10 protein-coding genes and 1 tRNA gene are annotated in these 14,306 nt (G+C 55.1%); 2 read left to right on the plus strand and 9 right to left on the minus strand.

What is annotated here, in order from left to right; all coding sequences use genetic code 11:
• Window positions 1–61: 61 nt before the first annotated feature.
• From KQI65_14335 to KQI65_14360, 6 genes are all read right to left on the minus strand, one after another.
• Entirely contained in the window at window positions 62–1,654 is a 1,593-nt protein-coding gene (locus KQI65_14335; protein ID MCB2205916.1) for an OmpA family protein, read from the minus strand.
• 6 nt (window positions 1,655–1,660) lie between these two features.
• Entirely contained in the window at window positions 1,661–2,461 is an 801-nt protein-coding gene (locus tag KQI65_14340; protein MCB2205917.1) for an outer membrane beta-barrel protein, read from the minus strand.
• 163 nt (window positions 2,462–2,624) lie between these two features.
• On the minus strand, window positions 2,625–3,938 hold the full coding sequence (locus tag KQI65_14345; GenBank protein MCB2205918.1) for a 4-hydroxybutyrate CoA-transferase: 1,314 nt from the start codon (window positions 3,936–3,938) through the stop codon (window positions 2,625–2,627).
• A gap of 34 nt (window positions 3,939–3,972) precedes the next feature.
• A complete protein-coding gene (locus tag KQI65_14350; protein MCB2205919.1) occupies window positions 3,973–5,085 on the minus strand; it encodes an alanine dehydrogenase in 1,113 nt (370 codons plus the stop codon).
• A 41-nt stretch (window positions 5,086–5,126) separates the two neighbouring features.
• Window positions 5,127–6,017 carry a bifunctional 5,10-methylene-tetrahydrofolate dehydrogenase/5,10-methylene-tetrahydrofolate cyclohydrolase gene (locus tag KQI65_14355; GenBank protein MCB2205920.1) on the minus strand — a complete coding sequence of 297 codons (891 nt, stop codon included), beginning with the start codon at window positions 6,015–6,017 and terminating at the stop codon, window positions 5,127–5,129.
• On the minus strand, window positions 5,998–6,813 hold the full coding sequence (locus KQI65_14360) for a TIGR00282 family metallophosphoesterase (GenBank protein ID MCB2205921.1): 816 nt from the start codon (window positions 6,811–6,813) through the stop codon (window positions 5,998–6,000). The genes KQI65_14355 and KQI65_14360 overlap by 20 nt, the downstream gene beginning before the upstream one ends.
• Window positions 6,814–6,963: 150 nt before the next feature.
• Between KQI65_14360 and KQI65_14365 the strand changes: the two genes are divergently transcribed.
• Together KQI65_14365 and KQI65_14370 are read left to right on the plus strand one after the other, a co-directional pair.
• Window positions 6,964–7,572 (plus strand): sigma-70 family RNA polymerase sigma factor, encoded by a 609-nt coding sequence (locus KQI65_14365; protein MCB2205922.1) that lies wholly within the window; start codon window positions 6,964–6,966, stop codon window positions 7,570–7,572.
• 71 nt (window positions 7,573–7,643) lie between these two features.
• Window positions 7,644–7,717, plus strand: a tRNA-Pro gene (locus tag KQI65_14370).
• A gap of 97 nt (window positions 7,718–7,814) precedes the next feature.
• Here the strand turns inward: KQI65_14370 and KQI65_14375 are convergent.
• From KQI65_14375 to KQI65_14385, 3 genes are all read right to left on the minus strand, one after another.
• On the minus strand, window positions 7,815–9,647 hold the full coding sequence (locus KQI65_14375; protein MCB2205923.1) for a peptidylprolyl isomerase: 1,833 nt from the start codon (window positions 9,645–9,647) through the stop codon (window positions 7,815–7,817).
• Window positions 9,648–9,915: 268 nt separating this feature from the next.
• Window positions 9,916–10,968 carry a PorV/PorQ family protein gene (locus KQI65_14380; GenBank protein ID MCB2205924.1) on the minus strand — a complete coding sequence of 351 codons (1,053 nt, stop codon included), beginning with the start codon at window positions 10,966–10,968 and terminating at the stop codon, window positions 9,916–9,918.
• A gap of 65 nt (window positions 10,969–11,033) precedes the next feature.
• Window positions 11,034–14,297, minus strand: coding sequence for a T9SS type A sorting domain-containing protein (locus KQI65_14385; protein MCB2205925.1), 3,264 nt, complete (start codon window positions 14,295–14,297; stop codon window positions 11,034–11,036).
• Window positions 14,298–14,306 lie beyond the last annotated feature (9 nt).

A 14,306-nucleotide genomic window follows, 5' to 3' on the forward strand; every position in this document is an offset into this window, starting at 1 on the left:
AAATAAGACAATAACTGGAGAACTTTGTTACATCAAAATGTCACGAAAATACGAAAAGCTGTCAAGGCTGTTCGTCGAGAATGATGCGGAGCTCGACCCGGCGGTTCTGGGAACGTGCCTGATCCGTGTCTCCTGGCTGTGCGGGACGGCTTTCACCGTACGCATTGATGCGAATTGCGTCGAGGGGGACGCCGAGTTCGCGCAGGACGCGGCTGACTGCTGCGCCACGCCTGCGCGAGAGGGCGTAATTGTACTGTTCAGTACCGCGGTCGTCGGTATGGGCATCGAGCTCGATCGTATACGAGGTCCCTGCTTCCTGCATCGGGAGCAGTTCATGCTGATAAAGGTCCTGCAATTCCTCACGGAACTCGGGCAAAACGTCCGATTTGTCGAACTCGAAGTATGTGATGCTGAGATCGGGTGGTTGACGGGTGTCACCGCTTTCATCCTCTCGCGGCGGATGCAGCGGAGCGAGTCCCACACTCTTGCGAAACTCATTGTAATACAGAAATTCAGGTACCTTGATACGCACGGTCTCACTCTGATAGCCTTCGGCGGTAGCCGTCATGCTGTACCCGCGGTTCAGATCGGTGCGGAATTCATACCGGCCGTTCCGGTTGGCGGTGATGGTCATCTGCGCCCCGTTGTCGGGCACGATCTGCAGCTTGGCTCCGGATATCCCCATTTCCGTCAATGTATCAAAAATGACACCGCGAACGTGGTAGATATAGCGAAGGGAATCTTTGTACGGATTCGGCCACACAGCATAGAGATCGAGCATCCCCTGTCCTCCGGATCGGGACGAAGCAATAAAGACGGTGTCTTCACGCGGGGAAAGGCGGAAAAACATATCATCTGCAGAAGTATTGAAGGGTTTGCCGATATTCTTCGCAGGGGACCAGGTGTTACGCTTGATATTTGAAGACATGAACAGGTCATACCCGCCGCGACCCGGATGACCGTCGCTGGTGAAAAACAGATCCTGTCCGTTCGGTGCAAGAGTCGGAGCTTTCTCATCACCGGAAGTATTGACTTCGGGACCGAGGTTGCGCGGGCTGCCCCACTTTCCGCTGCGCAGGCGCTTGCTGCGCCAGATATCGCAGCCGCCTTCTCCACCAGGACGGTCGGATGCGAAATAGAGGTATTCACCATCGGGTGAGATGAACGGCTGGGAATCCCAGTATTTCGAATTCACCTTGTCGCCGAGATTTCGGATTTCCTGCCATTTGCCATTGAAATCCATGCGGGCGGAATAGATGTCGCAGTCTCCGAGTCCATCTTCCGTATCGCACTGCACGAAATAAATGTATTCGCCATCCGAAGTGATATACGGTGCACCCTCATCCTTCTGGGTATTGATCTTTCCACCGTAATTCAGTGAATGGGTCCATAGCGATGCCTCCCTGTCGGTAAACCAGAAATCGTCGCCCTGGATATATCCTTCGGCGGTGGGGCGATTGCTGGTGTAGTACAGGCGATTCCGGTAAAGGAACATTGCATAATCATCATTCGGGGAATTGACTTCCCCGCCGAGATTCTGCGCCACGACACCGTCGTGATCTATCAGATTTTCCGTAGAGATACCGCTGCATGCAGGAAGCAGCAGTACGGTAGCAATTAGCAGGGACAGAATGTATGGTGAGATACGTTTCATGCGATGTCAGAGCTCAAATTTGAAGACGCCGATAACATGAATGGCCGAGGCGGACCAGTTGTCGTCGTCGGAAATATTGGTGAGGGGATATCCGTAGGAAATTTCAGGGGCGAAGAGAATGCTGCGGCTGAGTCTGAGGTTGTATCCTGCTCCGAAACGCAGGTCTGCACGGATGCCATTGGCACCGGGAAGGTCGCCGGAATCTTTCAAGACTTCACGAGATTCGGGATCACCGACATCGAATGCAAAGCGCTCGTCAACGACCAGCAGCGTGTAATCCTGTGTGGCACTCATGTTGAATCCAATTGCAGGTCCGCCAAACAGATAGAATCCCCCAATAGGATGCAACTGAATAACTGGATGGATCATGAGGTACCCGAGTACAACAGTGTTCTGGCGTTCGAAAAGCACATCCTCAACAACCGTATTATCCGGGAGCAATCCATCCTGAAGAAGCTGATACGAATAGTCTGCACGCAGATCGTTGTATACCAGCTTCAGGGCTACGGCGATGCTGTTCGAGAGGAAATGCCCGGCCTCAATGCCAATGGCGAGTCCCGTTCCGCTTCCGTCCTCAAACGCGCATTCACAGAAATCCGTGACAAAATCACCGTCGTGCGAATTCAGATTCGCACCGGCCTGGGGGCCGATCCACCAGCGGCTGGGGGCGGGATGTAGTACGCTCGGTGGTGGAGCGAGGGGTGATGCAGCAACTGCGCCAGACCGCATCGTGGACTGCGATGCTGGCTGACCGCCGCGATACTGCGCCTGTGTCACAGCACTGCCTGCGAGAAATACCAGCAGCATGGCTAAACAGAGGTGTCGCGAAAACGTCATGTGTACCCTGAATGACTGGAATGGGGTGTTGGAAAGGACTACAGGAAAGTATCGATTTTTTATACCTGAAAATCAATATAAAAACACCGCCGGATGAGAGGATCCGGCGGTGCAGAATTGCTGACAGCTGCTGTCAGATATATTTCATCTCTTTCGCGTAGTGACGGAGCTCGTCACGGAATCGCGGGTGTGCCACGTGAATCAGTTCATTCACGCGCTGACGCACGGTTTTTCCGAACAACGATGCGATACCGTATTCGGTGACGACATAGTGCACATCCGCGCGGTTCGTGGTCACACCGGCACCGGGAATCAGATGCGTCACGATACGCGAAATCTCGCCGCCCTTTGCCGTGGCAGGAAGAGCGATAATGGGTTTCCCGCCTTCGCTTGCAGAAGCACCACGGATGAAATCCACCTGTCCGCCAAAGCCGCTGTAGAGACGCGGACCGATGGAATCGGCGCACACCTGTCCCGTCACGTCAACCTGAAGCGCGGAATTGATGGCGACCATCTTCTTGTTCTGCGCGACGACGAAAGGATTATTGACGTAATGACTCGGGTGAAATTCGACAATCGGGTTGTTGTCGATAAAGTCGAAAATGGTCTTTGTTCCCAGCACGAAGCTTGCGACCATCTTCCCCTTGTGAAGGGTTTTCTTTTCATTGTTGATCACACCCATCTCAACGAGCTTGATGACTCCGTCAGAAAACATTTCGGTGTGCACACCGAGGTCACGCTTGTTCTCGAGATAATTGAGCACGGCATCAGGGATCGCACCGATGCCCATCTGCATGGTGGATTCATCGTCGATGAGTTCGGCGATATGACCACCGATCTTGTCATAGACTTCCTGTTCGGCCTCGTTTGTGATTTCGCCGACCTGCGCCATTTCACGAATGGGCTCGTCGACCTCAACGATGGCATCCAGCTTGTTGACGTGTATAAAGCAATCGCCAAGCACACGGGGCATGTTCGGGTTCACCTGGGCCACGATGGTTTTGGCCATTTCACAGGCTGGCTTCGTCATTTCGACACCGACACCATAGCTGCAGAAGCCATGCTCATCGGGCAGTGACACATGAATGAGTGCCACATCGACGGGAATAATTTTTTCGTAAAACAGTTTGGCCACTTCATGCAGGTAGATATGTGTGGCATCCGCGAGACCGGCGCCAACCGCCTTGCGCACGTTGCTACCGATAAACAGCGCATTGTGCCGGAAATGTCCCTGCATTTCTTCTGATACGTACCCTGACTCACCGATGGTGAGGATGTGATCGACTTTGACATCGGTCAGATCCTCTCCACGGGCCACCATGGCCCGGATCAGTGTTTCGGGTACCGCGCAGCCCGGGTGGATGTAGACATGATCACCCGATTTGATCACCTGTACCGCATCTTCTGCGGACATGAGCTTGCTGCGATAACTGGTCATCCAATCCATAGAGTTTCCTCTTCAAATCGCTTGTATGTTCGGTTTACTGACAGCAGTCGTATGCGTCGACATCCATGCCATAGATGTCACGAAGTATGGAATGCGTAGGTTCGCCCTTATGCATCGTAACACCGCAGCGTACGCATGGATCCGTGATTTTCTCCGGATTGAACCCATCGAGCATAATTTTCAGATACGGCAGCAGCACATTCGTCAATGCGTAGGTCGACGTCCGCGCCACGACCGATGGCATATTTGGTACGCAATAATGGATCACGCCATGCTTGGTAAAGACGGGATCCTTGATGGTGGTGGGACGGCTGGTTTCGACGCATCCCCCCTGATTGATGGAGATATCGACGACCACAGCACCAGGCTTCATGGTCTTCACCATTTCTTCCGTGATGATCTGATGGCTTTCCGGCTCATTGATGGAGATGGACGTAATGAGCACATCTGCGATGCGGCAACCACGGCGCAGATTTTCGGGAGTCGCCATCACCGTTGTCACACGCTTGTTGAAATAATGATCAGCTTCACGCAGGCGCTCGAGATCGTTATCGAGCAGGATGACCTGTCCACCGAGCCCGAGAATGGTCTGCGCAGCCGACATGCCTGAGGCACCGGCGCCAATGATCACCGTCGCGGCCGGGGCAACACCACCGAGTCCGCCGATCAGCACTCCGCGTCCCCCGTGATCGCTGCGCAAATAGCGTCCCGCTATCTGTGCGGCAACCTGGCCGGAGATCTCGCTCATCAGGCGCAGTACGGGAAAACTGCCGTCCTTCGCACGCATGTGCTCAAAGGCAATACCCGTCACCTTGTTCTTCAGCATATAGTCGACGAAATTTTTTCTCCCCATGCCGAGGAGCTGGAAGGACATGAGTGCCTGTCCTTCGCTGAGCATTTCCCACTCAGCCTGCTCCGGTGGCATCACTTTCAGCACGATGCCTGCGCGACCGGCGGCCTCCTCGGCCGAATACGCGATACTTGCACCGGCCTTCTGATACTGTTCATCGGAGAAACGGGCATGTTCTCCGGCACCCGTTTCGATGACGACCTGAGCTCCGGAACGCACGATAGACTCGACGCCAAATGGCGAAAGCGCGACACGCTGCTCGTCTTCGAAACGTTCTTTGAGAATTCCGATTACCATAGGGACACCTCTATCGAGATTTTCTTAACTGGTTTCGCTCGTCAGCGTCCTGCCGCTGCCCTGATGGCTGCGTTGCAGGTATTCTGCATAAGCATGGCTATGGTCATGGGGCCTACCCCACCGGGTACCGGCGTAATCTTCGACGCTTTTTCGGCAACCGCATCAAAATCAACGTCACCGGTCAGCCTGTACCCTCGTTCACGGGTGGCGTCTTCGACACGGTTCATCCCAACATCGATGACGACCACACCTTCCTTCACCATCTCACCTGTTACGGTATCAGGCATGCCTGTCGCGACGATCAGAATATCCGCCTGCCTTGTAAGCTTACCGAGATCCGACGCGGCGGAATGCGCGACAGTCACAATGGCATTGGCTCCTGCTGCTTTCTGCAGCAGAATATTCGCAATCGGTTTTCCGACGATGTTGCTTCTTCCCACCACGACCACGTGCTTCCCTGCCGTCTCTACCCCGCTGCGGATCAGAAGCTGCTGAATCCCCGCGGGCGTGCAGGGCAGAAGCGTTTCCTGTCCAATCACCAATTTCCCGACGTTAATGGGGTGAAAACCATCGACGTCCTTCAGCGGCGAAACCGCCTCTATCACCCGGTCTTCGTTCACATGCGCGGGCAACGGCAGCTGTACCAGGATGCCGTGAATGTCGGGATCGATGTTCCATGTGTCGACCCGCGAGAGAATTTCCTGCTCCGTCGCGGTTGCGGGCATGGTCACAGTCGTTGAATGGAAACCGCAGTATTCACAGGCACGCTCTTTCGAGCGGACGTAGCTTTGCGAAGCGGGATCCTCACCAACGAGAAGAACGGCGAGGCCCGGAACGATCCCGTGTTCCGCCTTGAGCCTGGTTGCCCGCTCTCTTGCCTCGTCCTTGATACTTGCCGAGATGGCTCGGCCGTCAATGATCCTGTTCTGCATGGCTGCTGAACTCCGGTATGGTCATCGGTTGAATGGAAACTGCGCGGCCGCTCGTCATCTCCACCTCCATCAGCACCACGGAAAGATGGACATCATCACTGGCCATCTCGAATTTGTGCGGCGTCTGTTTCAGGAAGCGTCGCAACGCGATGTCTTTTCGCATACCGAGCACCGAATCATACGGACCGGACATGCCGACATCGGTCAGATAGGCCGTGCCTTCGGGAAGGATGCGCGCATCCGCAGTCTGCACGTGCGTATGCGTCCCGAGCACCGCACTCACCTTTCCATCGAGGAACCAGCCCATTGCAACCTTCTCGGCGGTGGCTTCCGCGTGAAAATCGACCACGATGATATTCGTGCGTTCACGCAGCTTGCCGATGGCCCATTCCGCCGCGCGGAAGGGACAGTCGATGGGATTCATGAATGTGCGTCCCTGAATGTTCAGGACGCCAACGACGCCAGCCGCTCCGCAGTCCACGGTCGTAAACCCGCGACCGGTGTTGTCACGCGGATAGTTGAGGGGACGCAGCAGATTCTGCTCCGACGAAAGCAGTTTCTGTATATGCCATTTCTCCCAGATGTGATTGCCGGATGTGACGACATGCACACCAAGATCGTAAAGCTCCTGCAGCTGCTGCTGACTGATACTCTTGCCTTCCATCGCGTTTTCACCGTTCGCGATTATGCAATCGAGACGGTATTTCTGCTTCAGGGACGGCAGGAACATGCGGACGGCATCCATTCCCGCATTTCCGACGATATCACCGATAAAAAGTATATGTATAGTGGACATGAGACATGTGTTATCAAGACGAAAATATAGGTCATGCAAAGTAGGAAAATGCCCCGGCAACTCCAAGATATGCATGTCTGAAATACCTCGAGCCGGTTTGATTTCCCGCATCGAAACCTTAGATTGTATCGATAAATAATACCTGAGCGCATGTATCAGACACCCGAAGAAAGGCGCGAACACTCACGCGCCGAGGATAAGGAACTCATCGCCCGGGCGATCGCCGGGAAGCAGGATGCGTATAAACGCCTCATGGCCAAATACCATAAGGCGATATACCATCTGATCATCCGTATGGTCGGGAAAAATGAGGATACGGAGGATCTCACCCAGGAAGCATTCATCAAGGCCTTCAACAGCCTGTCATCCTTCAACGACGAATTCGCGTTTTCGACCTGGCTGTACAAGATCGCCACGAACAATTGCATCGACTATCTGCGAAAGCGCAAGCTGAAAACCTTCTCCATTGACAGGCCGCTGCATTCAGAGGATGGTGACCAGCAGTACGAAATCCCCGATGATTCCCACATCCCCGATTCCGGCATTCTCCAGAATCAGCAGACCAGCACGATTCAGTATGCAATCAATCAGCTGCCTGAAAAATACCGCGTTGTGATCGTCATGCGCCATCAGGAAGAGAAAAGCTACGAAGAGATCGCCGATGAGCTGGACCTCCCTCTCGGGACGGTGAAAGCTCATATCTTCCGGGCCCGGGAAATGCTTTATCGCTCCCTCCGCGGCAAGGTCGGCAATTACTGAAAATTCGCACGATGCGCCGTTGAACTATTGCTTTTCAAGGTGCGAATAGCTACATTTGATACTACTTTGTTCGGGGCGTGGCTCAGCCCGGTAGAGCGCTCGGTTCGGGACCGAGAGGTCGGAAGTTCAAATCTTCTCGCCCCGACGAACAAAAAGGAAATCCTCACGGATTTCCTTTTTTTTTTGTTTCAGGAAGCAGGATTGAATAATCGGTGGACTACCCCTGGTGCTGAAGACGCGTGCTAAGGGACCTCCTTCCCTGCCTGCATCATTCCTTCCATCACGGCTTCATACAGTGGCATCACCCCGGGCATGGCCGGGATTCGTCCGCCGAATCCGAGCAAGCGCACGGTATGCATCTGCATGGCTGCCGGTTGCAGCGCATCGAGCATCGCTGCGTCAATGCGAATGCTGCTGCGCCCTGCAAGCCTCCGAAGCAGCTGATCGGTGCGCGCCCGGCGAATCTGCGGCCCTTCCTTTCGTGCGACGGTGTCACGCAGGGCCTGCATTCCGCTCAGTCGCATTCCCGGATAGCGCCGATCAAGCAATTGGAAAAAGGTGTAGCCGCCGTCAGCAGCGACGGGACCACCTCCGTCAGCGATGCGCATGCCGAAAGCCAGTCGGCCGATGCGTCCGCGCTCCGACACTGCGAACCAGTCCGAGGCACCGTTAAACGCCGCGTTCTCCCCTTCCTTCCGAAGCTGTTTGGCTATCCGCTCGAGTGTCTCCCCTTCCTGGAATGTCTTCACGGCTGTGGCAATACGGGAGGAGTCGCCTGCGTGTGCCTGGAGGATGCGAACCTCGACCGGGGCACCGAAGAGGTCCGGTCTGGTAATGTACAGGTGCCAGAGACTGTCATCATCCGCCACGAATTGTTCGAAAAGGAGATCCGGCACACTCTGGGCGAGTCCATTTGCCGTCCACATCGTGAGCTGATTGCGAACCTCACTGTCGCGCTGCAATCCCAGCGCATACGCTTTTCGCGTCACGACAAATCGATCGAGCATGTCGCGCACACGCTCCCGGTATAACCTGCGGGCAAGATCCGCCTGCTCCCGCTTCAGTCGCAGGTCGAGCTGTGCCAGCCTGTCGAGCGCCTCCCCGAGGGTCAGGACATCGCTTCCCACGCGTGCAAATGCTGCATCGAGATCGCTGCGCCACGTGGAGCGAAGGGAATCGAACAGCAGGTCCGATGCCTGCATCATATCGTCACCACGCGCATATTGCCTGCGGTAGTCCGCGAGCAGCGCTTCACCCAGTCTGCGGTACCAGGTTTCATCCATCTGCGCCTGACGGCCTTCCCAGAGCCTCTGTACGAAAGCGACGGACTCAGTTGCTTCCCTCTCGTTCCGCAATGTGTTTTCGATACGTTTGTATTGCGCATCGAAACTGTAATCATCGGGCAGTGCGCTCTGCCGTACCCTGCGCCGCAGCAGATACCAGCCATCGTCCCCTTTGAGAGGATTTGAGACGCAACCGCTGCAAAGCGTATCCATCGCCTGCAACAATGCTGGCTCAGGCGCCGATTCCGATGCTGCGTCATTCGCCGTCCCGGATCGCATGCGGACTGCAAGCAGCGTATCGAACGGGGTACCTCCGCGGAGGATGTCACCTACATTGCGTGCCCCCTGCTCACTGTCAAAGCGCAGGAAATCGAATTCGACCGCCTTCTGCTCCGCAAGATAGCGCGCACGTACATCGGCGGCGCTGACCTGCACCTTCGCGCGGACGCTGTCGCGATACAGCAGATCACGTGCAAACATCTCTTCCGCCATGCGAAGATTGCGCCGGAAACGATCCTCCGCATCATACCCGAGGCGTCTCGCCTCGGAAGCAAGAAGCCGTTCAGCCACCAGGGAATACAGGAACTGCCGCTTCACGACCGGAGTGAGTCCCGCCTGATCTTTGTAAGGAAATACCGAAAGCGCATACCGAAGCCGGAACTCACCGGCAGTGATCCCGGCATCCCCCACCCTCGCCAGCACCGCCTCATCCGGCACCGCCTCATCCGGCACCCCCTGCGCCAACAAAACGACCGGTGCCAGCAGTATAAGCCAGATTGTAATGAATCGCATCATAGTCTGATGAATGTGCAAATTTCAAATTGCAAATTCCAGATCACAGATTGCAATCTACAATCTGAAATCAGGGATTGCTTCCATGATCAGAGCAGACATCCGGGTACACACCAGGGGAAGCAATCCCTGCTCCAGGCCGGTTTGCAGTCTGAAATCTGCAATTTGCAATCTGTCATCTGCAATCTGTCATCAGCGGAGCGGGAATGCAAAACCCCCGGGGTTCGGGTGAACCACGGGGGTTTGCATACACAGCCTGGGGGTGGACTTAGAAGCCGACCTTCAGGGTAAAGACATGCTGACCGTCGAAGACTTCGCGGGTGCGATAGGCATAATCGAGAATCAGCTTGGCATCGCCGGCCCATTGCTGGAGACCGACACCGAATGACGGACCGTACATGTAGGCGGCATCGCCGTTGTAGTCGGTCTTGTCATTGCCCGTGATGGGCATGGATCCACGCAGTGAGAGCATCTTGTCGAAGGTGTATTCGACCGCGACGCGATACTGGTCACTGAGGAAATTGTTGTTTTCGAAGGACGTCATGACGGAAAGGTCATGCAGTTCCTCGAAAGTGGTGCCGTAGGCCATGCCGATTTCCAGCGAGGTCGGGAGCTGGAAGCCCGCGGCCTGGATGGCAAGCAGCTGGTTGGTGCGATCGGCATTGATTTCGTCGACATTGCGCAGGAGGCCGGGACCGGAATACGTCATGTTGCCACCGAGATGGCGAAGCGTGACGCCCAGTTCGAGCCCGTTGACTCCGGCGAGGCCGTTGTACTGCACACCGACGTCAAAGGCGAAGCCGGAGCTGGAAACACGGTCAAGTTCTTCACTCACGAGGTTGGCGGTGACACCGGCACGAATACGGTCGGTGAGCGCGCGCGAGTAGGTGAGTCCGAGTGTGATAAAGGTCGGTGTAAACACCGCACCCGTACCATCCGGCTGACGCTCATCCGTGATAAGGATGTCGCCGAAGGAAAAAGACTTGACCGAGAAGGCAACGTGACCGAAACCGGCGAAGTTGCTTCCGACACCGAAATAGCTGATGCCGTCGTTGTCGAGACCGTTCATCTGCGAAAACATGACTTCCACACCGTAGTTCATGCCGGAAAGTCCTGCAGGGTTATAGTAGATCGCTTCCACACCGGTGATGCCAGCGGTGTAGGCAGCGCCTAGCGCTATACCCCGGGCTCCAATTGGGACCAGCAACGGATCAGCTGCTGCTGTTCCTTCCTTGTTACCGCCGCCGGCAATCGCCTCGGATGCCATCAGGGCCAACGCCATGAACAGCGCCGCGGCAAGATATCTGGGACTGATGCGCATGTGAGTTACTCCTTTATTACGTTCGTTCACTTTCATAATCGATTTCAAGATGATTACCCTCCGGATCAGATACGATCCAGGAACTGGGTTTCAGTAACCACGGCAAGTTTGAGAATTTTCTCAACCCCGAGGCCGGGCATTTCGATGTGGACGTAGTAAAGACCACTTGCGACAGGCAGTCCGTTGTCGTTCTGCAGATCCCAGGTGGCGTATTGCGTCCCGTCATCTGTTTTCTGGAAGGAAGCGACTAGAACTCCGGAAATCGTATAAATCTTGAAATTCGCGCGCGGCGGCAGGTGATTGAAGGTGACAAAACGCTGGTATTTATTGCTTTCGCGCTTATTGGATCCATAGTACGGATTCGGGAAGACGTTGATTTCAGTGATGTCTTCCTTGGCCGTCTCGTCATCGTACGTCGACTTGAAGGTCGTGAAGGTGAAACGGTCTTCCGCACTGAAGGGGACCTTCGGTGTGATGCGATACAGATCGCCGTCACGCCATGCTTTCGTCAGTCCGGTGTACTGCGGCTTCAGGATATACCAGCCCCAATAAATGATAGGCATGGTGTTTCCGCTCTCCTGGATGGAGAAATCAGGATCGGCGTACGCCGGGTTCGGTGTATCACTGTAAGGCTCATCGATGATAAAGAGCATTTCCCTGTCATCGGCGAGTGCGGTCGGATTGTACATCTGGTTGTTGCTCGGGCGGTTGATACGCTCGATGAAGGCATACGAGAGCTGCACGTGATTCGCGGGATCGGGATCAGTGACGTCCCACACCTGAATCGGGGATTCGAAGTAGCCCTGGTATCCGTAGTTCGGCCGTGCGCCACGCAGGTACATGTAGCCCTTCGAGGTGTTGTCTTCGTCGAAACGGATTTCAACTACCTTGGTGACTTCGTATCCCTTGATGTTCGAACCGAACTGGTCGGGAGAGCCGAGCGTACTCGACGTGTACCCCATCTGCCAGGAATAACCACCTTCACCGCGCGTGCTTTCAAACGCTTCGAAGACTTCCGGACCACCTTCCCATTCACGAAGAAGGATCTCATCGTGGTTCTCTTTCGGGGCGCCATTGTCAAAACCGTCCTTGTTGAACTGGCGGTAATAGCCGGTGCCGCTCACGCCGATTTTGAAGCCGTCAAGGATGAAGAATTCCTTGTCGAGTCCTTCCATTGAAGGACTGCCGTCAATCAACACCTCATTCGTGGAGATGTCAGTCAGTGTCCAACTCGAGTAGTCGTCACGGATGAGCGTCTCATCGACAAAACCGTCGAGATCGCCGTCGTACGTGGTTTCAACCTGTCCGAGCGACTTGAACGACACTTCGTAGGAATCACCGGTGAGTTCCATGGGATCAGTGACAACGACTTCGACGAAGCCGGCGGACTTTCCTGTCACGTGACTGACGGGAATTTCGTCGTCGACCTTGTCGGTGTATCGCCAGCCCGGATCCGGCATCTGGGGACGCACGGTGATAATCTTCGGGGTAGACTCAAGCTGCCGCGGCGACGCATCGGGATCTTCGTTGTATGCGTAGGAAGTCACTGCGAAGTAGTACGGCTGGTTGTTGACCAGCGGACGATCCGTGAGTACATCAGTCGTGACATCATAGAGACGCTGAACACCGCCATCATTGCCGAGCTGCTGCGGCAGCTCAAGCACGATACCGGATTCGGGATCAATCTGTTCATCGAAAATAACCGATACTCCGTCGGTGACATCGTATGTGGCCAGACGGATACCCTCATCGAGTGTCGAACTCGAAGTCGGGAACTGGTACACGTTGTAACCCTGGAACTTGAATCCACGATCGAAATGATTTTCAATCTTTTGGACCTGCTCCGGTTCACCCCACTGCAGAAGAACACGTTTGTTCTGCAGCGATACGTTTACGTTCGGCGAGGGCGGTGCTTTCGGGAGATCAAAATTATTGTCGAACGCCAGCTGTGCGAACTTGTCGTAAAACTTGAGCACCTTCAGGCTGCTCAAACGGTCAGAGCCCTGAGCGACCAGCGAGGAGACAACGACCTCCTGCGTATCACCCACGGCGAGCGTGAACGGTCCGGCCGTCATAAGGAAGCGGCGGTCACCCGGACTGTTGACGATACCGTCAATCCAGCCTTCACCGGTAATGGGGTCTCCGGCGAGGCAGACGATGACTTCGTTGCCCGTTGTGGGATCGACGAATGCGCGTCCGTTATACAGCTTGCCTGTGAGATAGTTGTACATCTCAATCGTTCCCACAGCATTTTTCAGCCGGGGATCGCGGTAAATGGAGCTTCCATTGATGTAGAAAGCAAAGGTGGAAACCGGGAGGTTCTTGACTCCCTTGCGGATTCCGAAATTGTACACGGCGGAATCACCGGCGCTTTCAATGATCGGACCCTGGAAGAAGTCATAGCCCGCTGCGGGAGGAATGCCGTAGACTTCGTCTTTCGCAAGACCGTTGTAAACGTACCCCAGGCTGAGCGAGGTGTCGATGCCGACATAATCATCGAAGGCATCGCCGAGATCGGGATCTGACCATTTCGCGAAATAGGTCTGCGTCATGTCATTGAGTCCCTTATTGATCACGGTGTATTTCGTGAACACCATGTTCGACAGCGGACCGGTCTGACTGTACGCCCAGACCAGTGTATGGCACTCGATGCCTATCGGCTGCGAGCCGTAGAGGTCGCGCACACGGCGCTCATCGAGATCATTGGTAACAAACCAGATGGTCTCGTCACCGGGAAGCAATGGCGTGTCGGAAAGACAGTCATCGTATCCCTTGGAGAGGAATTCCTCGAAATCGGGCTCATAGACGCCATTCCCGTTCTTGTCGACCCAGGGAGCACCGAGTTCGTCGGGCCACTCCAGGAAATCCTGTCCCATCTGAGCCTGGTATTCAGGATCAAGGGAAGCAAAGCCTTCGGTATCGACCTTGCGGATCTTGAACATGCGGTTGAGCGGATCGTTGGGGTCTGACGCCGTACCATCACCTTTGATCGGACCGGCTGCCATTCCCGCATTGTACGTTGCGCCACCGACGCGGGGCTCGCCATCGACGAGACCGCCCCAGATGATGCCATCCGTGAAAATCGTGTACTTGGCGCTGCCGTTCGGCCACTCGAAACCGGATCCGTCAGACAGCGGATTGTGTGCCATGCGGCCGTTGTTCGACAGCCACATCAGACACTGGTTTACGGAGATGAAATCCCACTGGTCATTCTTTGTGACCTTTGAAAGGGATCCATCCTTCTTTGCACCCTCCGGAGACTCTGCACGGACGGGAAGAACCATCGCCAGCAGGAGCAGGGGGATGATATAATGCAATTGTCGTTTCATGTATTTCTT

Source organism: bacterium, from assembly GCA_020444325.1.
Lineage (GTDB): Bacteria > Bacteroidota > Ignavibacteria > SZUA-365 > SZUA-365 > BM516.

What these genes read in the sequence shown, in the direction of transcription:
- KQI65_14335 (MCB2205916.1), bottom strand. Translation starts at nt 1,654, where the DNA reads ATGAAACGTATCTCACCATACATTCTGTCCCTGCTAATTGCTACCGTA.
- KQI65_14340 (MCB2205917.1), bottom strand. Translation starts at nt 2,461, where the DNA reads ATGCTGCTGGTATTTCTCGCAGGCAGTGCTGTGACACAGGCGCAGTAT.
- KQI65_14345 (MCB2205918.1), bottom strand. Translation starts at nt 3,938, where the DNA reads ATGGATTGGATGACCAGTTATCGCAGCAAGCTCATGTCCGCAGAAGAT.
- KQI65_14350 (MCB2205919.1), bottom strand. Translation starts at nt 5,085, where the DNA reads ATGGTAATCGGAATTCTCAAAGAACGTTTCGAAGACGAGCAGCGTGTC.
- KQI65_14355 (MCB2205920.1), bottom strand. Translation starts at nt 6,017, where the DNA reads ATGCAGAACAGGATCATTGACGGCCGAGCCATCTCGGCAAGTATCAAG.
- KQI65_14360 (MCB2205921.1), bottom strand. Translation starts at nt 6,813, where the DNA reads ATGTCCACTATACATATACTTTTTATCGGTGATATCGTCGGAAATGCG.
- KQI65_14365 (MCB2205922.1), top strand. Translation starts at nt 6,964, where the DNA reads ATGTATCAGACACCCGAAGAAAGGCGCGAACACTCACGCGCCGAGGAT.
- KQI65_14375 (MCB2205923.1), bottom strand. Translation starts at nt 9,647, where the DNA reads ATGCGATTCATTACAATCTGGCTTATACTGCTGGCACCGGTCGTTTTG.
- KQI65_14380 (MCB2205924.1), bottom strand. Translation starts at nt 10,968, where the DNA reads ATGCGCATCAGTCCCAGATATCTTGCCGCGGCGCTGTTCATGGCGTTG.
- KQI65_14385 (MCB2205925.1), bottom strand. Translation starts at nt 14,297, where the DNA reads ATGAAACGACAATTGCATTATATCATCCCCCTGCTCCTGCTGGCGATG.